At 71.7% G+C, this 19,704-nt stretch carries 16 protein-coding genes and 2 pseudogenes; 6 read left to right on the plus strand and 12 right to left on the minus strand.

The window, feature by feature from the left end; translation table 11 throughout:
- Window positions 1-143: 143 nt before the first annotated feature.
- A pseudogene (locus tag AC07D6_RS33095) lies at window positions 144-356 on the plus strand (transposase); the annotation flags it as partial.
- Between the two features lie 505 nt (window positions 357-861).
- Window positions 862-1,092 carry a hypothetical protein gene (locus tag AC07D6_RS33100; RefSeq protein ID WP_479050623.1) on the plus strand — a complete coding sequence of 77 codons (231 nt, stop codon included), beginning with the start codon at window positions 862-864 and terminating at the stop codon, window positions 1,090-1,092.
- Between the two features lie 763 nt (window positions 1,093-1,855).
- Here AC07D6_RS33100 and AC07D6_RS33105 read toward each other — a convergent pair.
- The gene (locus AC07D6_RS33105) at window positions 1,856-2,566 is read right to left on the minus strand and encodes a hypothetical protein (protein ID WP_479050594.1); all 711 of its coding nucleotides are present in this window, start codon (window positions 2,564-2,566) and stop codon (window positions 1,856-1,858) included.
- 217 nt (window positions 2,567-2,783) lie between these two features.
- Here AC07D6_RS33105 and AC07D6_RS33110 point away from each other — a divergent pair, with 217 nt between their 5' ends.
- A complete protein-coding gene (locus tag AC07D6_RS33110) occupies window positions 2,784-3,002 on the plus strand; it encodes a hypothetical protein (RefSeq protein ID WP_479050596.1) in 219 nt (72 codons plus the stop codon).
- Window positions 2,999-5,104 carry a bifunctional polysaccharide deacetylase/glycosyltransferase family 2 protein gene (locus AC07D6_RS33115; RefSeq protein ID WP_479050598.1) on the plus strand — a complete coding sequence of 702 codons (2,106 nt, stop codon included), beginning with the start codon at window positions 2,999-3,001 and terminating at the stop codon, window positions 5,102-5,104. Before AC07D6_RS33110 ends, AC07D6_RS33115 begins: the two co-directional genes overlap by 4 nt.
- Window positions 5,105-5,394: 290 nt before the next feature.
- On the opposite strand, the gene AC07D6_RS33120 is transcribed toward AC07D6_RS33115, so the two are convergent.
- The 8 genes from AC07D6_RS33120 to AC07D6_RS33155 all read right to left on the minus strand — a co-directional run bounded on the left by AC07D6_RS33120 (window position 5,395) and on the right by AC07D6_RS33155 (window position 12,418).
- Entirely contained in the window at window positions 5,395-5,838 is a 444-nt protein-coding gene (locus tag AC07D6_RS33120) for a hypothetical protein (RefSeq protein WP_479050599.1), read from the minus strand.
- A gap of 91 nt (window positions 5,839-5,929) precedes the next feature.
- A complete protein-coding gene (locus AC07D6_RS33125) occupies window positions 5,930-7,234 on the minus strand; it encodes an MFS transporter (RefSeq protein WP_479050601.1) in 1,305 nt (434 codons plus the stop codon).
- Window positions 7,235-7,236: 2 nt separating this feature from the next.
- Window positions 7,237-8,085 carry an ABC transporter ATP-binding protein gene (locus AC07D6_RS33130; protein ID WP_479050603.1) on the minus strand — a complete coding sequence of 283 codons (849 nt, stop codon included), beginning with the start codon at window positions 8,083-8,085 and terminating at the stop codon, window positions 7,237-7,239.
- A complete protein-coding gene (locus AC07D6_RS33135) occupies window positions 8,082-9,134 on the minus strand; it encodes a FecCD family ABC transporter permease (RefSeq protein ID WP_479050605.1) in 1,053 nt (350 codons plus the stop codon). The genes AC07D6_RS33130 and AC07D6_RS33135 overlap by 4 nt, the downstream gene beginning before the upstream one ends.
- On the minus strand, window positions 9,131-10,174 hold the full coding sequence (locus tag AC07D6_RS33140; protein ID WP_479050607.1) for a FecCD family ABC transporter permease: 1,044 nt from the start codon (window positions 10,172-10,174) through the stop codon (window positions 9,131-9,133). The genes AC07D6_RS33135 and AC07D6_RS33140 overlap by 4 nt, the downstream gene beginning before the upstream one ends.
- Window positions 10,171-11,214, minus strand: a complete 1,044-nt coding sequence (locus AC07D6_RS33145) for an iron-siderophore ABC transporter substrate-binding protein (RefSeq protein ID WP_479050609.1) — start codon at window positions 11,212-11,214, stop codon at window positions 10,171-10,173. The genes AC07D6_RS33140 and AC07D6_RS33145 overlap by 4 nt, the downstream gene beginning before the upstream one ends.
- A gap of 230 nt (window positions 11,215-11,444) precedes the next feature.
- Window positions 11,445-12,215, minus strand: a complete 771-nt coding sequence (locus AC07D6_RS33150; protein WP_479050611.1) for a helix-turn-helix transcriptional regulator — start codon at window positions 12,213-12,215, stop codon at window positions 11,445-11,447.
- Between the two features lie 62 nt (window positions 12,216-12,277).
- Window positions 12,278-12,418 carry a hypothetical protein gene (locus AC07D6_RS33155; protein ID WP_479050613.1) on the minus strand — a complete coding sequence of 47 codons (141 nt, stop codon included), beginning with the start codon at window positions 12,416-12,418 and terminating at the stop codon, window positions 12,278-12,280.
- A gap of 64 nt (window positions 12,419-12,482) precedes the next feature.
- Here AC07D6_RS33155 and AC07D6_RS33160 point away from each other — a divergent pair.
- Window positions 12,483-13,391 (plus strand): annotated as a pseudogene (locus tag AC07D6_RS33160) (IS30 family transposase); the annotation flags it as partial.
- 94 nt (window positions 13,392-13,485) lie between these two features.
- On the opposite strand, the gene AC07D6_RS33165 reads toward AC07D6_RS33160, so the two are convergent.
- Window positions 13,486-14,391, minus strand: coding sequence for a LysR family transcriptional regulator (locus tag AC07D6_RS33165; RefSeq protein ID WP_479050615.1), 906 nt, complete (start codon window positions 14,389-14,391; stop codon window positions 13,486-13,488).
- Window positions 14,392-14,459: 68 nt separating this feature from the next.
- Between AC07D6_RS33165 and AC07D6_RS33170 the strand changes: the two genes are divergently transcribed.
- Window positions 14,460-15,605: a DMT family transporter gene (locus AC07D6_RS33170; RefSeq protein ID WP_479050617.1), complete on the plus strand. Its 1,146-nt coding sequence runs from the start codon at window positions 14,460-14,462 to the stop codon at window positions 15,603-15,605.
- Window positions 15,606-16,000: 395 nt separating this feature from the next.
- Here the strand turns inward: AC07D6_RS33170 and AC07D6_RS33175 are convergent, their stop codons facing one another.
- Both AC07D6_RS33175 and AC07D6_RS33180 read right to left on the minus strand, forming a co-directional pair.
- Complete coding sequence (locus AC07D6_RS33175; RefSeq protein ID WP_479050619.1) at window positions 16,001-16,810, minus strand: hypothetical protein; 810 nt, start codon at window positions 16,808-16,810, stop codon at window positions 16,001-16,003.
- 727 nt (window positions 16,811-17,537) lie between these two features.
- The gene (locus tag AC07D6_RS33180) at window positions 17,538-18,968 is read right to left on the minus strand and encodes a class I SAM-dependent methyltransferase (RefSeq protein ID WP_479050621.1); all 1,431 of its coding nucleotides are present in this window, start codon (window positions 18,966-18,968) and stop codon (window positions 17,538-17,540) included.
- Window positions 18,969-19,704: the final 736 nt, after the last annotated feature.

Genomic DNA, 19,704 nt, shown 5'->3' on the forward strand with positions numbered 1-19,704 from the left:
TCCGGTCCGACAACCGGCCACCCGACGACTTCACCTGCCCAGGCCTTGGCACACCACAACCAACGACCCACACCACTCAAAGTCACCGGTATTGGACCTAGGGCCCGTCTTCAAAGATCATCCGGGTGGTAGATCATGGTGGGGTGGTACGTCACCATGAACTCACTGATCAGGAGTGGGAGTTGCTCGCTCCGCTGATACCCCGGGCTGCGACGGGACGGCCCCGCGTGGAGGACCGGCAGGTCATCAACGGGATGGTCTACAAGATCCGCACCGGGATCTCCTGGCGTGACCTGCCGAAACGCTACGGGCCGTGGAAGACCGTCCACACCCGCTTCCGCCGCTACGCCCTCGACGGAGTCTTCACGTCGGGCTCGGGCTGCATCTCAAGGGCGAGGCGCGGTGCCTGCCTCCGGCGGCGCGTGCGACGGCACGCGAAGCGCCAGGGGCCCGTCCGACCGCCGATGGGCTGCCGCGGCCGTCGGCGCCGACCCGACGACGGCTTCCATACGGCGTACAGTGCCACCCGCAGCCGGGACGTGTCGGTGAGCCGTCCCAGGCGCTCCAGGAGCTCCGGTGAAAAGCGCGGCAGCGCGGGCAGGGTGACCGGCGGACCGGATCACCGCCGCGCTCGGCACCCCGAACACTCCGTACGAGAAGGGGGCGGTCACGTCCTTCGTGGTACGCCGCGCTTCATCGCCCGTGGGCTGCTGGTCGACCGGCCCGGCAACCCGGAAGGAACGCTTCACCACCCAGGGGCAGGTCGAGGAAGTCTGCCCTCACGCGAACCTGGTCGAGCTCGTCGCCGCCGACACCCCGCCCGATCCCGGGCAAGCTGCACCCCGCCTTCGGGTGAGGCGGGTGCGCTCCGACTGGATGGTCCGGCTCGGCTGGATCCGGTGCACGGAGACGGCCGAGGTGGCGTTCGGCACGTCGCGGACAGGGACGGTCGACGTCCCGCTCTACCGCGCGGCCATGTCGACGCGCTCGTCGACGCGCACCCCGAAGCCGACTGGGAGCAGCTACGCGCGGTGGGAAAGACCGGCACTCCCCGCACTGCGCCCGAAGGCGAAGCAGGTCACCGCGACCTGACCCGGGCCGCCCGCCGGCGACGCCGCCCCTCCCCCATGTCCGGTGGGAGGAGCGGCGTCACCGCACCGGGGGTGGCTGCGGCTTGGTCGATCCTCAGCGTCCCCACAGCGGATGGGCCTCACCACCCCCGCCGCAGTGCGCGCAGCGTCCCCGGCGGGCGATACCGGCGTGCCGATCGTGTCGGCGGCGTCCAACAGGAACCGGGTCAGGCCGGTCAGGTGGTCCTGGTGCAGGGCCAGGTCCTGACGCTTGCCGACCATGACCTGTAAGGGCGACGTCGGGGCCGAGAGGGCGGGCGTCGAAGCCGATGTCGCGCGTGGCGGTGGCCATCAAGGTCGTGCGGTTCGCTCAGGACCTACGCCCCGACCGACTGCAGCCGTGACGCAAGGACGATGTCCGGCACCCGGACGAAGGACACGACGCCCACGGGCCGGGCGGAAGGACCGGCGCTGACGACCGGATCGCGGTGCGGGCCGATCAACCGGGCCAGCGCGTGCTGACGTCCACCAGCAGTCCGTCGAGGGGGCCGCCGTGCGGGGCCGCGTAGGTCCGGCCGGGCTTGGGCCAGGGGTGCGAGTCGTCGTGGTCAACCCCGCCACCCGGGCCGCGGACTTTGCGTCATGCCCGCCAGCATCCCGCACGGCAGGACCCCGGCAGGGACGGTTTGACAGCCCAGCCCAAGGCAACGCGGACCACCGTCCAGACGGCCGTCGGAACGCCGGACGGCGTCGTCGGGGCGTGATTCATGTCGGTCTTCTCCGAATCAGCGCAGCGCTGCGGGAAGGGTGATCCGGACGGTGGCGCCGGTGGTCATGAAGTAGAAGTCTTCTTGCTCGATGGCGGCCCGAGTCTGTTCGCCGATGTACAGGTCGAGGTGTTTGGCGTCGTCGCAGCCGATGCTGCACAGATCTTCGACGCGCCAGTGCGCGGACTTCAACCGCGTGCAGATGTCGCTGGGTACTCCCGGGCCGCAGTCGGTGATACGGATCTGTGTGCCCGGTGAGAAGTGGTTGGCGGCGAGGGACTGCCAGGGCACCAGGGGGTTGTCGTGGGAACCCACCGGGGGGACGGTGGTGGCGAAGTAGCAGTGCCGGTCGAAGTCCCAGCCGAGATGGTCCCCGCGGGCGTTTCTGCCGAAGCCTTCCACGCCAACGCGCTCCAGATAGTCGGCGGGGAAGCTGTCCGGCGGGTTCTCGCCGGGGCAGATCTGCTCGCGGATGCTGCGTCGCGGGCCGTGATAGTACTTCTCGCTGGGAGTGAAGTACACGGTGAGGGTGTATCCGCTGTGGGGGCCCGTGTGCAGCGGTTCGATGGTGGTCAGCCGGTGGTGCAGCCGTAGTCCGGCGCAGGCGAGGGCGGCCAGGGCCAGCAGGCCGCACAGCACTACCGCCAGGATCCTGCGGCGCCTGGTGCGCGGGCGGTTTCCGGGCGGTGCGGGGGTGCCAGGCGAGGCGGTCTCCAGGTGTACGGCCATGGATGAGGGTCCTCCGTGCGGTGCGCTGCGGCAGGGGTGGTGAGGGGCTGCTCCCGCCGGTGACACGACGGTCAAGGTGTGATCATGCGAAACCATAGACGCGTTGGCCCGGTTCGCCGCATTTGCCGTCAAGACGCGTGCCTGCAGCTCCTGCCTGCGGGGGAATGCCCGCGCGCCATGGGGAAGGCCCGCAGACGGTCTCCCTAACATCCGGAGCGTGATCCACAAGGTTGCCGGTCCGCCGCATCCCTCGCCCGCCCCGCCCGTGTTCAGCGATCCGCACGACCGCCGCCGCAGGACCCTGACGGCTGTGGGAGTGGTGCTGTGCCTGCTGTGCCTGGGCGTCCTCGTACTGGGCGCCAGCGTGCTGTACGCCGACCCGCAGGCGCCGGCCACGGGCCCGGTCGAAGGCGTCGACACGGGCCCGCTGCGATGAGGGCGATCTCGCCCCGCGGGCACTGGTGGGTGCTGGCCGGCGTGCTCACGGTGTTCCTGGCGGCCCTGTTCGTGGCGACCTCGGTCCTGCGCGCGGCCGAAGGACCGGGCGCCGACCGGCCGGAGGAACCGGACGGGCTCGTGCCGCACTCCGTGACCAGCGGGGGACCCGTCATCGACACCCGCAGCGTGCCGCCGGTCAGCCTGGACGTGCGCCCGCGCACGGTGGCACTCACCTTCGACGACGGCCCGGACCCCACCTGGACCCCGGAGATCCTCCGGCTGCTGGCCGCCGAGCGTGTACCGGCGACGTTCTTCGTCACCGGCCGGCATGTGGCCGAGCACCCCGAGCTGGTCCGGGTGCAGAGGGCCGCGGGACACGAGGTCGGCCTGCACACCTTCACCCACGCCGACCTGGCCGCCGCGCCGATCTGGCGGACGCGCCTGGAGCTGGCCGTCAGCCGTGCCGTCCTGGCCGGCGCCACCGGGACGAGCACGACGCTGCTGCGGCCGCCGTACTCCTCCCTGCCCGACGCGGTCGACGACCGCGACTGGCGCGCAGCCCTGCGCAGCGGTGCGCTCGGCTACCTGACCGTCCTGTCCAGCCACGACGGTCTCGACTGGAAGGTGCGCACCGTCGGTGACATCGTGCGCGGTGCCGCGCCGCAGGACGGCCGGGGGGCTGTCGTCCTCCTGCACGACGGTGGCGGCGACCGGTCCCGGACCGTGGGGGCCCTGGCGCAGCTCATCGACATCCTCAAGGCACGCGGCTACCGCTTCACCACCCTGACCCAGGCGGTGGGCCTGCCGCCCCAGACCACCCCGGCCCCCTGGCTGGAGCGCTGGTACGGCACGGCGCTGATCGGGCTGATCCGGGCGGCCGTCGCCGTGCCGCCCGCTGCCGCCTGGGTGCTGTACGCGGTGGCGCTGCTCACCGCCGCCCGTCTGCTGCTGCTCGCCGCGGCCTCGGCCGCGCACCGGCGGCGCACCGCCGACCAACCCCTGCCGTCCCAGGCACCGCGACCGCGCGTCTCCGCCGTCGTCCCCGCCCACAACGAGGAGGCGACCATCGCCTCCTGCGTGCGCGCCCTGCTGGACGGCGGTTGCCCCGACATCGATATCGTCGTCATCGACGACGGCTCCACCGACGGCACAGCGGAAGCCGTGCGCAGCGTGGTGGACTCACGGGTACGCGTGGTGACCCAACCCAACCAGGGCAAGCCCGCCGCGCTGAACGCCGGCATCACCAACGCCGCCCACGACATCATCCTCATGGTCGACGCGGACACCGTCATCGCCCCGGGCGCGGCAGCACGCCTCGCGGCCGCCTTCGCCGACTCCTCGGTCGGCGCGGTGGCCGGCAACACGAAGGTCGCCAACCGCAAGGGCCTACTCGCGCTGTGGCAGCACCTCGAGTACGTCATGAGCTTCGGCCTGGAACGCCGCCTGTTCGACCTGATCGGGGCCAGCCCGACCGTTCCCGGCGCCATCGGGGCCTTCCGCCGCTCTGCCCTGGCCTCCTGCGGCGGCATCAGCGCCGACACTCTCGCCGAGGACACCGACATCGCCATGGCCCTGTGCCGGGCCGGCTGGCGCGTCGTCTACCGCGGCGACGCCCACGCCCTCACTCACGTCCCCACGACCGTCCAGGACTTGTGGCACCAACGCCACCGCTGGGCCTACGGCACCCTGCAGTCCCTCTGGAAACACCGCCGTGCCGTCAAGGAGACCGGCGTCGCCGGCCGTCTGGGCCGCCGCACCCTTCCCTACCTGGTGCTGTTCCAACTCGCACTGCCGCTGGCCGCCCCCCTCATGGACACCGTCGCCCTCTATGGGCTCATCACCGGGGCGACCTCGACCCCGGCCATCGTCTGGGGCGCTTTCTGCCTCGCCCAACTCGCCCTCGCCGCCCACGCCCACCACCGGGACGGCGAGAGCCTGCGCTACCTGTGGCTGGTACCTCTTCAGCAGATCGCCTACCGCACCGCCCTGTGCCTGGTCACCATTCACGCCTTGGCCACCGCGGCCCTCGGCGCCGGCCCCCGATGGCGTAACCAGTCGACCACCCCGGCGGAGCCACAGGCGCATCCGGCGACGGTGTAACCCGCGCACGCTCTTTCCGGGGCCGGCAGGTCATGGACGACGCAGGCCATGGACATGGAGTCGTCAAACAAGCGGTGTAACGAGGGTGTTGACAGACCCGCCCCCGGGGCGGGTGGAGCTGCTGACCGCGATCGGCATGCACTGGTCGTGATGGGCGTCGTCGTCACCGCGGTCGTCACGCTCGCGGTCGGCTATCTGCTCGGGCGACTGCGTCCGTGGCGGCGCCTCGGCGACCGGGCCGTCAACGAGTTCCGGTTCGTCGGGCCGTGGGTACTCGGTGGCCGGGGACGTCAGGCCGTCGTGATCCCGGCCCATCTCCTGACCGCGCCGCGCGCCAGCTGGCAGATCGCGCGTGCTCCGGCCGCGAGGACGCCGGGACCGGTGCCCGTGCGCCGTCCGGAGGGGGTCACCCGACGTACCCGGAACGACGAGGGAGGAGCGGCGTGAGTGCGGGATCGTACGACGCGGGCGCCTACGGACGGGACCTGGCCCGGACCCACCAGCACCAGCACCAGCACCAGCACCAGCACCAGCACCAGCACCAGCACCAGCACCAGCAGGATGATGCGCTGACCGCGCGGGCCGAGGTGTTCCGGGCCCTGGCCGCCGTCGAGGTTCCAGCCGGGCGCGCGGACGAGCCCGTCGCGCGGCCGAAGGCCGGGGCGGTCGCCGGGGCCCACACCTGGATCGCGAAGAGCGACGCCCCGCACGGAGTCGAGGAACGCTTCCGTCACGCTGCGGTTCGCCGCCGAGGGCGCGTCGTGGCCGGCGGCGGCCTCCTGCCCGAGGAGGTCGCCGACCGTTCGGCCGTGAGGGGACAGCGGGCTACCGGTCGGCGCCGACGCCCTCACGGCCTGGTGCGGTTCCGGTGTCCTCGGAGGCGCGACGGCGGGCGTCCTCGTCGGTGCGGGCGTCATAGCTGATGAGTTTCGGCAGCGCGGCGGCGAGCAGGCCCACCGCCACGACGCACGCGAGTCCACCCGTCCAGATCGCGGGGCGGACGCCGGTCCAGCCGGCCATCGCCCCGGCGCGGACCTGACCCAACTGCGGGCCGACGCTGTAGGAGAGGACCTCGATGCCGGCGAGCCGGCCGCGCAGCCGGTCCGGGATGGTCTGGTTCCAGATGGTGGAGCGGCCCAGTCCGCTCAGCATGTCCCCCGCTCCCGCCAGCCCGAGGCACAGCAGCACCAGCCAGACGTTCGACGTCCAGCCGGCCGCCGCCATCGCCAGGCCCCAGCCAGCAGCGCCGAACACCACCAGCAGGCCGTGCCGCCGCGTCCGGGACACCCAACCGCTGGTCAGGCTGACCAGCAGCGACCCGACGGAGCCCGCCGCGTACATCAGGCCCAGCGACCAGTCGGCGTCGAGCTCGTCGGCGAGGAAGGGGAAGACGGTGTTGGGGAAGGCGAAGAACATCGCCGCCAGGTCGACCGCGTAGGTGCCCAGCAGCACCGGCCGGGACCAGGCGTACCGGGCCCCCTCCTTGATGCCGCGCAGCGACGGTCTGGCCGCCTGCTCGACCGGTGGTACCGGCGCCAGCCGGCGGCACATCAGGACCGACACCGTGAAGCTCACCACCGTGGTGGCGTACGCGGTGCTGTTGCCCACGTACGCGACGACGAGGCCCGCCAGCGCCGGTCCGGCGATCGCGCCGGTCTGCCAGCGCAGCGAGTTCAGCGCGGCCGCGGCGGCGAGTTGGTCGTGCGGGACGATCCGGGCCAGCAGCGAGTCCAGGGCGGGCCGCTGGAGTCCGGCGAGTGCCGCGACACCGGCCGCGACCACGTACAGAGGCCACAGCATGGGGCTGGGCAGCAGCGCGTTCAGCAGTAGGACGGCGGCCAGCAGTCCCAGTCCCACCTCGGTCAGCACGATGACCTTGCGCCGGTCCACGGCGTCGGCGAGTGCCCCGCCGTACAGACCGAAGACCATCAGCGGCACCAGTTCGACGGCGCCCATCGCGCCCACCGCGAGCGGTGAGCCGGTCAGTTCCTTGATCTGCAGCGGTAGCGCGATCAGCGCCATCACGCTGCCGACATGGGTGACGACGCCCTGCGTCCAGAGCAGGCGGAAATCGCGGGAGGAGCGCCAGGGCGAGAGGTCGGGGAGTACCGCGGCGAGTTTGGCGTGCATGGTCAGCGGCTCCCGGCCGTCTCCGACGCGGGGGCGTCTTCCGTGTCCCCGGTCCTCGCGTGGTGGCGTCCGATCGGCAGGACGAGGGGCTTGCCCGAGACCGGGTCCTCGATGACGCGGCTGTGCATGCCGTAGACGGCCCGGACCGTGTCCTCGGTCATCACCTCCTCGGGCGTTCCGGCGGCGTGGAGCCGTCCGGCGGCCAGGGCGACGAGCCGGTCCGCGTAGCGGGCGGCCAGGTTGAGGTCGTGCAGGACCATGACGATCGTGGTGCCGCGGGTCCGGTTCAGGTCGGTCAGCAGGTCGAGGACCTCGATCTGGTGACTGATGTCGAGGAACGTGGTGGGCTCGTCGAGCAACAGCAGGTCGGTCTGCTGGGCCAGCGCCATCGCGATCCACACGCGCTGGCGCTGGCCGCCGGAGAGTTCGTCGACCGCCCGGTCCACCAGTTCCGTCGTGTGGGTGGCCTCCAGCGCGGCGGCGACCGCGGCGTCGTCCTGGGCCGTCCAGCGGGAGAAGGCCCGCTGGTGGGGGTGGCGACCCCGGCCGACCAGGTCCAGGACGGTGATGCCCTCGGGGGTGACCGGTGACTGCGGCAACAGCCCGAGGGTGCGGGCGAGTTCCTTGGCCGGGGTGCGGTGGACCTCCTTGCCGTCCAGGACGACCCGGCCGGTGCGCGGGACGAGCAGCCGGGACATCGAGCGCAGCAGCGTCGACTTGCCGCAGGCGTTGGCGCCGACGATCACCGTGATGCGCCCGGCCGCGAGGGTCAGGTCCAGGCCCTCGATGACGGCACGGTCGCCATAGCCGAGCGTGAGGTCCTCGGTGGCGAGGGTGTGGGACGCGGTCACAGTGAGCCTCCGGCCCGGTTGGTGCGGACGATCAGGTAGACGAGGTAGGGGGCGCCGAGGACGCCGGTGACGACGCCCACGGGGTAGCGGGTGTCGAAGGCGTACTGGCCGGTGAAGTCGGCGACCAGGACGAGCAGGGAGCCGACCAGGCCGGCCGGCACCAGCAGGGAGCCGCCGGTTCCGGTGAGCCGGGCGGCGATCGGCCCGGAGAGGAACGCGACGAAGGCGATCGGTCCGGCCGCCGCCGTGGCGAACGCGATCAACCCGACGGCGGCGACGATCACGGTGACGCGGGTGCGTTCGACGCGGACGCCGAGCGCGGAGGCCGTGTCGTCGCCCAGGCTCAGCGCGCTCAGATTGCGCCCCTGGGACAGCAGCACCGGGCCCAGCGCCAGCACAGCCAGGGTGGTGGGCGCGGTCTCCTCCCAGGTGGTGCCGTTGAGGCTGCCGGTGAGCCAGCGCATCGCCGCCTGGAGGTCCCACTCCCCGGCCCGGGACAGGACGTAGGAGGTGACGCTGTCGAGCAGGGCGGCGATGCCGATGCCGATCAGGATGAGCCGAGTGCCGGCGACCCCGTCGCGGAACGCGAGGACGTACACCAGCAGCGCCACCCCGAGCGCGGCGGCGATCGCCAGCGCGGACACCTGGGTCTCGCTCAGCGAGAAGGTGACGATGGCGATGGCCGCCGCCGCGCTCGCCCCCGCGCTGATGCCGATGATGTCAGGGCTGGCGAGCGGGTTGCGGAGCATCGTCTGGAAGGTGACGCCGGCCATGCCGAAACTGAACCCGGCGGTCAGGGCGAGCACCGTGCGTGGCAGCCGCAGCGTGCCGACGGTGAAGGAGGCGCCCGGCACCTGCTCGCCCGTGATCACGCGCAGCACGTCGGAGGCCGGGTAGAAGGTGTGCCCGGCCATGAGCGTGGTGGCGAACGCGGCGACGACGAGGACCAGCAGGGCGCAGACGATCAGCCGTCGCCGGTACGCGCGGCGTACCCGCGTGCGGGTAACCGTGCGCAGTGGGGGCGGGGCGGTGACGACGGGGGCGCTCACAGTGATCTGACCTTCTGCCGGCGGACGATGTGGATGAAGAAGGGAGCACCGACGAACGCGGTCACGATGCCCACCTCGATCTCGGACGGCCGGGCCACGACCCGCCCCACCACGTCGGCGACCGTCAGCAGGACGGCGCCGCTCAGCGCGGAGAACGGCAGCAGCCAGCGGTGGTCCACGCCCACCAGCAGCCTGCAGGCGTGCGGTACGACGAGTCCGACGAAGGCGATCGGGCCGGCGACTGCGGTGGACGCGCCGCACAGCACGACCGCGCCGAGCGCGGCGCCGGCCCGCACGAGGGCCACCCGTTCGCCGAGTCCGGCGGCCAGCTCGTCGCCCAGGGCGAGGGAGTTGAGGGCGCGGGCGGAGGCCAGGCAGACGACGAAGCCGACGGCGAGGAACGGCAGGACGCCACCGAGCTGCGCGTGGGTGGCGCCGCCAACGCCGCCGATCTGCCACAGCCGGAAGGTGTCGGAGACGTCGTTGCGCGGCAGGACCACGGCGCTGACCAGTGAGGCGAGCGCGGCCGAGATGGCGGCACCGGCGAGGGCCAGTTTCAGCGGGGTGGCGCCGCCCCGGCCCAGCGAGCCGACGGCGTACACGAACCCTGCGGTCACGGCCGCTCCGGTCATCGCCGCCCAGATGTATCCGGACACCGACGCCAGGCCGAAGTGGGCGATGCCGGTGACCACGGCGAGCGAGGCGCCCATGTTGACGCCGAGGATGCCGGGGTCGGCCAGCGGGTTGCGGGTGACGCCCTGCATGACCGCGCCGGACAGGCCCAGGGCGGCGCCCACGACGACGGCGAGGAGGGTGCGCGGTACGCGGTTGGCGACCGCCGCCTCCTCCAGGGTGGCCTCCGCTCCGCCGAGCGCCGCCCAGACGTCGGCCCAGGCGACGTCGCGGGAGCCGAAGGCGAGGGAGGCCGTCATGGCGGCGAGCAGGACCGCGGCGACGACGAGGAGCCAGGTGACGCGCACGCGCGCCGGACGCCGCGGCGGGGCGGTGTCCGGCGCGGGCGGGGTCTCGGTGACGGTCACGCTGCCTTGTCCGCGGCCTCGGCGAGCGCCTTCACGTAGTCCTCCAGGACGTACGGGATGGACAGCGGGGTCGGGTTGGCGGCGGTGGCCAGCGGGGTGCTGCCGGGCAGCAGGTGGATGGAGTCCCGCTCGACGGCGGCCAGCTTGGAGGTGAGCGGGTCCTTCTTGAGGGCCTTCAGCAGCTCGCCCTTGTCGTCCCCGTAGCCGGTGATGATGTCGACGTCGTTGAAGTCGTCGATGTGCTCGGCGCTCTTGGTGAGGACGAACTTCTTCGTCGACCCGGACGGTCCGGAGACGCTGGCGGGGATCTTCAGGCCGAGGTCGGTGAAGAACTGCGTGCGGGTGTCATGGGTGGTGTAGAAGCCGACCTGGCTGACGTTCTTGGACGACACGTGCGTCATGAACATCGCCGTCTTCCCCTTGAGCTGGGGGTACTTCGCGGCGGTCTTCTCGATCTGCTCCTCGAGTTCGGCGATCAGTTCGTCGCCCTGGTCGGCCAGTCCGATGGCCTTGCTGTTGAGGCGGATGATGTCGCGCCACGGGGTCGCCCAGGCGGCCTCGGGGTAGGCCACGACGGGGGCGATCTGGCTGAGGGTCTCGTAGTCCTGCTCCGTCAGTCCGGAGTACGAGGCGAGGATGACGTCGGGCTTGGTGTCGGCGACGGCCTCGAAGTCGATGCCGTCGGTCTCGTCGAACAGCACCGGGGTCTTGGCGTTCAGCTCCTTGAGCCGCTTCTCGACCCAGGGCAGCACGCCGTCGCCGTCGTCGTCGCCGAAATTGGCCCTGGCCATGCCGACGGGGACGACGCCGAGGGCGAGCGGCACCTCGTCGTTGGCCCAGTTCACGGTGGCAACGCGCTGGGGCTTGGAGGGGATCGCAGTGGTCCCGAGCGCGTGCTTGATCGTCACGGGGAACCGGCCGGCGCCGTCGGCACCGGCGGAACTGCTGTCGTCCTTGTCTGTGGCCCCGCCGCCGCAGGCGGTGAGTCCGAACAAGAGGGCCGCCGCGAGGGCGAGCGCACGGAGGCGTGGGGTTCTCATCGACCCGGTTTCACTTTCGATCGGGGGTGCCGGGACTCGCGCGTCCGGACCGCGGACTGTGAGTCGTGGAGCAGGGCACCGGACTTGCCAAAGCAAGTTAGGTAAGGCTTACCTGCATAGCCTATGGAGTAAAGGCGCGCCGATCAATCGAGCCTTTTCGACAGCCCTTGTAGCGATCGGGACACGCGGGCGGTGGCCCCACCGCGGGAAAGGCGTCCGCCCCGACGTTCTCAGCGCGCCCGGAACCTGCCGGGCGTCATGCCGGTCGTCCGCCGGAAGGCCGCGCCAAAGGCGCTCGCCGAGCGGTAGCCGACCGCGTCGGCCACCACGTCGACCTCGTGTCCGAGGGAGAGGAGCCGCACGGCGTGCTGGGCCCGGACCGAGGCGACCCAGCGGGCGAAACTCGTGCCCGTCTCGGCACGGAAGGCGCGGGTCAGCGTACGCGCGCTGCAGCCGAGGGCGGCGGCCCAGCCGGCCAGCGTCCGCTGGTCGGCCGGGTCGGCCCGCACCCCGTCAACGATCGGCCGCAGCAACGGGGACGTGGGCAGCTGCACCAGCAGCGCCCAGGGCGACGGCTGCAGGACGTCGAGCACCATCGCCTCGGTCACGGCCCGGGAGCGCGGCGGCAGCTCCGCCTCCTCGAGCCGCTCCAGGAGCAGCCGGAGCAGCGGGGTGATCTCCACGGCCACCGGCACGTCGGGCAGCGCCGACTCCGTGCCGTGCCGGAAGAAGTGAGCGCGGTAGGAGGTGCCCGCGACCGCGGAGGCGGAGTGCAACTGCCCGGCCGGCATCCACAGACCCAGCGTCGGTGTGATGCACCACACCTGGGAGCCGACCACGGCGGTGGACGTGCCGTGCTCGTTCCAGAGGAGTTCGTGCCACGGGTGTGAGTGCTCGTTCCAGGCGGTGTCGGCGTCGACGACCTCCTCGTACCCCCGGATCACGAAGGGCACGTCCACCTCGCCGGCGGCGAGCGCCGGCAGGTCCCTGGTAACACGCATACGCCCAGGCTAACCGGAACCAGATCTTCACAGCCGCGCGTAGTTCAGCAGTTCGCGGAACCTCAGGCGCTGGAGCGGGTGGAGGTTCCCGGGGCCCCCTCGAAGACGACCGGGTCCTCGATCCCGGCCTCGTGAAGGACGGGGCCCTGCCGGGCGGTGGACTGCTGGTCGGCGGAGACGCGCTTGTAGACCAGGTTCACCACGGGAGGGCCCCCTTCCGTGCGGAGGAGCGGCCCCTATCTGTCGTCGAACCCTGTCAGCAATCACCGATCCCCTTCGACCATCTCCCGTGAGATCGCCCGCAACGGCGGCCGGGACCGCTATCGAGCCGCCTCGGCCGATGCAGCCGCCTACGAGCGTGGGCGCCGCCCCAAGCAGGCCGAGCTCGCCCAGCGGCCTGCCCTGCGCGCCCTGGTGGAGACCAGGCTGGCTCTGTGCTGGTCGCTCGAGCAGATCGCAGGATGGTTGCGACGGCAGTTTCCCGGTGACGCCTCCATGCAGATCTCGCACGAAGCGATCTACCTCTCGCTCTACGACCCTCGCCGGCGTCAGACGATCGACCGCAGCCTCACCCAGCGGCTGCGGTCAGGCAGGCCCATGCGCCGTCCGAAGATCACCCGCCGGCCCACCGGGCGGGGCATCATCCGCGGCATGGTGTCCATCACCGCCCGCCCCGCCGAGGTCGAGGACCGCGAGGTTCCTGGCCACTGGGAGGGAGATCTCGTGATGGGCACCCGGCCCTCGGCCGTTGCCACGCTCGTCGAGCGCACCAGTCGCTACACGGCCATCGTCGCGCTGCCAGACGGCATCAAGGCCGAGCAGGTCACTCCGCACCTCACCAGGAGTCTCCTCGGCATCCCGCCCCAGCTACAGCGAACGCTCACCTGGGACCGGTGCCGGGAAATGGCCGAGCACCAGGCCATCACCGCCGAGACCGGGATGCCGATCTACCTCCGCAAGCCGCGCAGCCCGTGGCAGCGCGGCACCAACGAGAACACCAACCGGTTGCTGCGGCAGTACCTGTCCAAGGGCGCGGACCTCCGCACGTTCAGCCAGGCCGACCTGGACGCCATCGCCCACGAGCTCAACCATCGTCCGCGCAAGATCCATGGCTATCACACTCCGGCAGAGGTCTACGCTGACCTCCTGAACAGCGGTGATGCGCTGACCGCTTGAGCTCGCCATCCTTTGACGACAGGCACCTGGAGCGTCCAATGAACCCGTGCGATCCGGGGGTTCGAGGCGGCGGGTGGCCCGCCGCGCTTACCGCTCATCTGCGAGAGCGTACCGGGGCTTGGTGGTCTGTGCGGTAGAGGTCGATGGCGAGGGCGACGGCGGCGCGGATGGCGGGGTGGGGATCCTGTCGGCGCCAGATGAGGTGGACGGGGACGGGCTCCGCGTCGCGCAGGGGGCGGTAGGTGATGTCGGAGGGGCGGTACTGGGCCGCGGTGGCCTCAGGGGTGACGCCGACGCAGCGGCCGGAGGCGATGGCGGCGAGCCAGTCGTCGATGTCGTGGACGTGCTCGACGGCGGGCCGTTCCGTCTCGGGCCACAGGTTCAAGGTGGTGGTGCCGGTGCGGCGGTCGAGGGCGAGGGTGCGGGGGGCGACTTCGGCCAGGCGGATGCTGCGGCGGCGGGCCCAGGGGTCATCGGAGGCGAGGGCCAGGTAGCGGTCCTCGTGGCCGACGAAGGCGTGGGACCAGGGTTTGAGGTCGAGGGCGCTGCGGACGACCGCGAGGTCGCACAGTCCTTCGGCAAGCCCTCCGGTGGAGGAGTTGTGGCGGACGAGCCTCAGCTCGATGTCGGGGTGGTCGTGGTGCCAGCGGCGCTGGAACTCGGTGGTGTGGCGCCCGAAGGCCGACCAGGCGTGACCGATGTGCAGGCGGCTGTGGCCGGAGGCGGCCTCGGCTACGAGTTCGTCCGCGCCGGCGAGCAGCAGACGGGCTCGGGCGAGGACCTGCACCCCCGCCACGGTGGGTTCGACCGTGCGACTGGTGCGATGCAGCAGCCGCACACCCAAGGTCTTCTCCAGGGCGAGCAGGGTGCGGGAGACCGCGGCCTGGGAGACGCCCAGCTCCAGGGCCGCGTCCGTGAAGCTGCCGGTGTCGACGATGGCGACCAGGCAGCGCAGGTGCTTCAGCTCCAGCCCCGCACCACTTTCTCCGCGTGCATCCATACGCTCAGCGTATCGATAGGTGGCTGGATGCATTTTGCGTATCGTGCGCGGAGGCGCACGGTGAGGAGATGAAGACCTCACAGGACCTCGCCGTCGACGCGGATGCGCCGGGTCGGGGCGGGAACCGCTCACTGACCGGCTCGCCCCCGGTGCGGCGCGGCTTCGCCTTCCTCGCCTTCGCCGGGATCGCCTGGGGAACCACCGGCGCGGCCGTGGAGGTCATCTACCGGACCAGCGACCTGGGGCCCATGGCCATCTCGTTCTGGCGTTTCCTGGCCGGAGCGGTGCTGCTGCTGCCGGCCTGGGCCCTGCGCCCGGCCCGCAAGACGCCCCGCGCGCCCCACCCTGCCGGGTGGCGTGTGTTGCTGCTGGGGGGCACCGGAGTGGGGCTGGCCGTCTTCCAGACCGCCTACTTCGCCGCCGTGCGGGACACCGGCCTGGCGGTGGGCACCATCGTCACGCTCGGTGCCGCACCGGTGTTCACGGCCGCCGGCGGGCGCCTGTTCCTGGGCGAACGCATCGGCCGCGCCGGAGTGCTGGCCGTCGCCGGCGCGCTGGCCGGACTGACCGTGCTCGTACTGGGCAACCAGCCCGGCACCGTCCACCCCGCGGGCATGACGATGGCACTGCTGTCCGCCGCCGGTTGCGCCGTCTCCAACCTGCTGGGCCGGTGGACCGGACGGCACGGCACCGGCGAGAACGCCTTCACCCTCACCCTGTGGTCCTTCCTGATCGGCGCGGCCGTGATGCTGCCGCTGGCCCTCCACGAGGGCCTTCTCCCGCAGGGCGAAAACCTCACCCGGGCGGCGCTGCTGATGCTGTACATCTCCGCCGTCACCACGGCGCTCGCCTACCCGCTGTACTTCGCCGGCGTCGCCGTCCTCAGAGCCGCCACCGCCTCGGTGATGATGCTCCTCGAACCGGTCAGCGCCGCCGTCCTGGCCGTGCTGCTCCTTGACGAACGACTCACCGCCGCCACCGTCGCGGGCACGGTGATCCTGCTCGGGGCCATCGCCGCCCTCGCCCTCGCCGAGTCCCGACCGCAGGCCAAGCCCGAGATTTCGCGAGGTGACACAAGGCCCGCGGGGGGTGCCAGTCCTCGCCCTCGTCCGCTTCGGTTGCGTCCGGGTCGCGCAGCGGGGCAGGGCGCCGACGACCGGGGTAGAAGCGGTGAAGCTGTAGCGACCGAGCAGGTTCAGGGCATGTGGCACTGAGCGACGGAAGCCACGAGCAACTCCTCAGGGTTCCATCGCGCGGGGCCGCCTCGGAATGCGGGATCCGACGAGGCGTCGATCCCGACCTTGCAGTCCGCCAAAACCTCATGATCCCGACTGAAGGACCGATAGCTGTCCGTTCCTGTCCCGAGGTTGCCCGTCCACTCGACCGTGACGTCGTAGGTATGCGTTGTCGTCATGGGACCAGAGCTTAGTACTCCAGTCACAGTTCGCTATCGCTGCTGGTCAGGTCCAGGTTTCCGAGGGTACTTGGCTGACGTTCAGTCAAGTTCGGGGAATTCGTGACCTCGGACGCGGCGGCGGTAGTGGCAGCGTCTGGCGACAGCCCGGTGGCGCCCGCGCCCGCGAGGACCTGGCCGAGCCGGTCGCCGCCGTCACCTCTTCGGACCCGAGCAGGCCGCAGCCCCGCTCCGGGTACGCCGTGCCGATTGGGACCACGTGATGCGGCTCGGCTGGGTCCGCTCCCCACACTCGGTCGAGGTCCGCTTCGGCACCTCCCGGGCCGGCGCTGTCCCGCTCTGCCCGATCGCCGACGTCGACACACGCCCGCCGCGCACCAGAAGGTCGACTGGGAGCATCTGTACCAGGTCAGGAAGGGTCGGCGCCCCCGCCGCGCCGGCGAAGCAGGCCGCCACGTCCTGACCCTGCCCCTCTCCCGTGACGCCGCCCTGCCCTGTCCGGCGGGTGGGTCGGCGTCGCCGTACAGGGTCACCTCCGGCTTGCTCGGCCCTCAGCGCCCCCAGCGGGCGGACCTCGCCACTGCCGTCGCAGTGCGCGCAGCGCCCCGAGCGGACGATCCCCGGCGCGCCGATCGCGTCGGCGGCGTCCAGCAGGAGCCGGGTCAGGCCGGTCAGGTGGTCCTGGTGCAGGGCCGGGCCCTGACGTTTGCCGACCATGACCTCCAGGGCGATGCCGGGGCCAGGAACCCAGGCGTCGGAGCTGATGCCGCGCATGGCGGTGGTGATCAGGTCGTGCGGTTCGCTCAAGGTCCGTGCCCCGGTCAGCCGTACCCGTGACGCAAGGACGACATCCGGCGCCCGGACGCAGGACAGGACGCCCGTGGACCGGGCGAAGGGGCCGATACCGACGACCGGGTCGCGGTGCGTGCCGCTCAGCCGGGCCAGCGCGTGCCCCGTGTGGTCGCCCGATCCGTAAGGCCGGGCGGCCGCGGTCGCGATGCCCACACCCTTGTGCCCACCACGCCCCATACCCGCAGCTCCCCTCCCATCGGCGAGCTACGCCGTCCCCCTCTTCACTACGCCTGGTGGGCGCGCGGCCCGAGCCCCGGCCTTGGCCGTCTCACCCGGTGACGCGGCGAGTTCGAAAACCGCCCCGCCAGGCGGTGCCGGCGGCCATCGGTGGTGCCCCCAGCCGTCGTGCCAACCCTTGGCTGGAACGTACGCCGCGAAGCGTGGCCGGAGACGGGTCCGGCCCGGGCGGGGGCCGGGCCCGTCGTGTTCACCGCAGCGTCGGCAGCGCGGCCAGTGACCGCCGGTCTCGCCGTGGCCGACGACCCGCCACACCGGTCGGTCGGCCCCCTGCGCGGTCAGCAGGGGCAGGGTCGTCGGCGCCATGGTCATCTGGTGGTTCCCGGTCAGGACGTGGCGGGCGCGGGCGTGGAAGGCGGCCTCCCTCGTCACCGGGGCCGCGCGGCGCGGGGCGGGGGCGAAGACGAGCAGCAGCGGTGGGAAGGGCCGGTCCGACCACGGCCCGGCGTAGGTCTCCTGCCAGTGGGAGCGCGGAGGCGGACGACATTGTCACGCCCGGACGCGGGTGCGTTGCGGTAGGCGTCGTAGCGCTCCGGCTTGGCACGCAGGCGGGCGTAGGACATGGTGCGGTCGACCTCCACGAACGCGCTGGAGCCGCTCGTCAGGAGCACGTGCCGGACGGACGCTGTGGAGTGGGGCGGAGTCAGCGGGCGGCGGGCTTCCGGGCGCAGACGAATAGGTGACTCTCGTCGCCCATGCCGGGAAAGAGCGGGCGGAAGTTCGTCAGCTCGTGGCGGGCGATCTCCAGCCCGCACGCCCGCAGCTTCTCCAGGTAGGTGGCGGCCGGGTAGCTGGTGGCGGTGACCTGGTGGCCCATCCAGATCATCGTGTCGTCGTCCCAGTCGCAGGGGACGGTCGCGAAGACGAAGTACCCACCGGGTGCGAGGCCCTCGACAATGGCGCGAAGGGTGGCATCCAGCTCGGGGCGCGGCATCGACAGCAGCGGGAAGAACGCGCACACCGCGTCCCAGCCGGTCGCCAGGTCCGCATAGCTGCGGATGTCGGCGAGCTCGAAGTGCGCGGCAGGGACCTGGGCGCGGGCGAGGTCGACCATGGTGGCCGAGACGTCGATGCCGGTCACCCGGTGGCCCGCCTCCGCGAGGGCCTCGGCAGTGGGCCTGCCGGTGCCCGAGCCGATGTCCAGCACCCGGGCGCGGGCGGGCAGGCGCTCCAGGAGCCATTCCAGCGATGCCAGCTGTTCGGGCAGGTTCTTGTACGCCTGCTCGTAACGCAGGCCGATCGTGTCGAACAGGCTGGCCACCGCCTTGGCCGAGGCGACCGACTCGGCGGCGGGCCCAGTGGCGCCGATGCGGTAGATGTGGAAGTCCATGTTCGCGCCGTAGGGCAGCGTCGGCTCGGGGGTGACCGTGCGCAGATGGACCGCGTCCTTGAACGCGGTGTTCAGCGAGTCGTGGGCGATCTGGTCGTTGGTCTTGATGATGACCAGACACGGCTGCCCGTCCCGAGAGCGCAGGATGTCCTTGAGGATCTCGGGCACCGGTGGCGAGGTGCAGGTCAGGTCCAGGCCGGCGGCGGTGAACGCCGGCCCCCAGGGCGGCTCCACGACGTAGGTGTCCTGCGGGCTGCGCGGTGGCAGCTTGCCGAGCAGGTCACGGTAGTCGCCCTCGTGGAGCTCGATGGCGGAGTCGATGCGGTCCAGGTTGTGGCGGGTCGCCGCGAAGACGTCGGGGTCCAGCTCCGAGGCGAACACCGGGCAGCCCAGGTGGGTACCCAGGTGGTGCCCGAAGTTGCCGGACCCGCAGAACAGATCCACGACCATGGCGGACTGGGCCGGGGGCATGGCGGCCTGCAGTTCGGCGACCGCACGGGCCACCGCCGCGGAGTAGGCGTCCACCGAGCACTCGATGGTGGTCCGGCCCAGGAACCTCAGCCCCAGGCCCTCCATCTCAGGTGCCGGGACTCCGTACAGGGACAGCCCCTCGGGGCTGCCGTAGATCAGGCGGCCGGCTTCACACAATTCCTTGCCGTCCAGCACCCGGGTACGGGAGGCACCCAGCAACTCATCGCGGAACGCGAAGTAGGCGGCGCGGCTGGATTCGGTGGCGCTGGTCATCGGCACGGACTCCTGAAAGTGAGCATGACGGAACACACCACATGATGACACAAAGTAGTAATAAAACTACCCACTGTGATTTTTGCGAGTGTTCGGAATGCCCGTCCCGCTCACGCGCGGGAGTCCATTACCACCGCCGCACCTCCGAGGACCGCGTGAGTGCGCGAGGAACCCCCGACCCGATGGAGGGCGGCGCCGGCCGCGCCGCCTCGCCAGTGAACATCTGCGAGAGTTCCGAAAGACCCCGAGCCGTGTCCGCTTTGACCACGAGATCACTCACCGTAATCCTCGCAAAACCGCAGCGAGCATTTTCCAACCTCAGTTTGAGCTGGTCAGGCGCAGGCGGAGGACGGCTTGAACGAGGCGGGTGATGCGGGTGTGGTCGCGCATCGGAGTTTGCGTGGGGCCCTCCTCCACCGTCAGGGCGGCTGCCTAGACCCCCGGGCGGCCGGCTGGCCGAGGCGGGGCGGCGTCGAACGGCGAGGACACCCGGTGTCGGCCGTTACGGCGGGGCGTGCCGATCATCGTGCGGCCGGATGGCGATCCGAGAAAAGCCAACCGGGGCGGTGGCGGCCGGGGCGGGGCGCCGGGTGGGGCGGCGCCCGGGTGGGTGATCTCCCCTTCGCGTACGCGGGCGCAGCCCTAGGTCCTGTCTGACAAAGGATCTTGGTTGGGTTCGCGGAGCCAGAGGATGAGTGAGGCGAGGTGGACTCCGGCCTTGTAGCGGGTGGCGAGT

It is taken from the genome of Streptomyces sp. NPDC045287 (assembly GCF_056432325.1).

Bases quoted from the DNA above. Each gene is read 5' to 3' on its own strand.
- AC07D6_RS33165 (WP_479050615.1), bottom strand. From the start codon at position 14,391: ATGGATGCACGCGGAGAAAGTGGTGCGGGGCTGGAGCTGAAGCACCTG.
- AC07D6_RS33125 (WP_479050601.1), bottom strand. From the start codon at position 7,234: ATGCACGCCAAACTCGCCGCGGTACTCCCCGACCTCTCGCCCTGGCGC.
- AC07D6_RS33105 (WP_479050594.1), bottom strand. From the start codon at position 2,566: ATGGCCGTACACCTGGAGACCGCCTCGCCTGGCACCCCCGCACCGCCC.
- AC07D6_RS33150 (WP_479050611.1), bottom strand. From the start codon at position 12,215: ATGCGTGTTACCAGGGACCTGCCGGCGCTCGCCGCCGGCGAGGTGGAC.
- AC07D6_RS33170 (WP_479050617.1), top strand. From the start codon at position 14,460: ATGAAGACCTCACAGGACCTCGCCGTCGACGCGGATGCGCCGGGTCGG.
- AC07D6_RS33145 (WP_479050609.1), bottom strand. From the start codon at position 11,214: ATGAGAACCCCACGCCTCCGTGCGCTCGCCCTCGCGGCGGCCCTCTTG.
- AC07D6_RS33180 (WP_479050621.1), bottom strand. From the start codon at position 18,968: ATGACCAGCGCCACCGAATCCAGCCGCGCCGCCTACTTCGCGTTCCGC.
- AC07D6_RS33115 (WP_479050598.1), top strand. From the start codon at position 2,999: ATGAGGGCGATCTCGCCCCGCGGGCACTGGTGGGTGCTGGCCGGCGTG.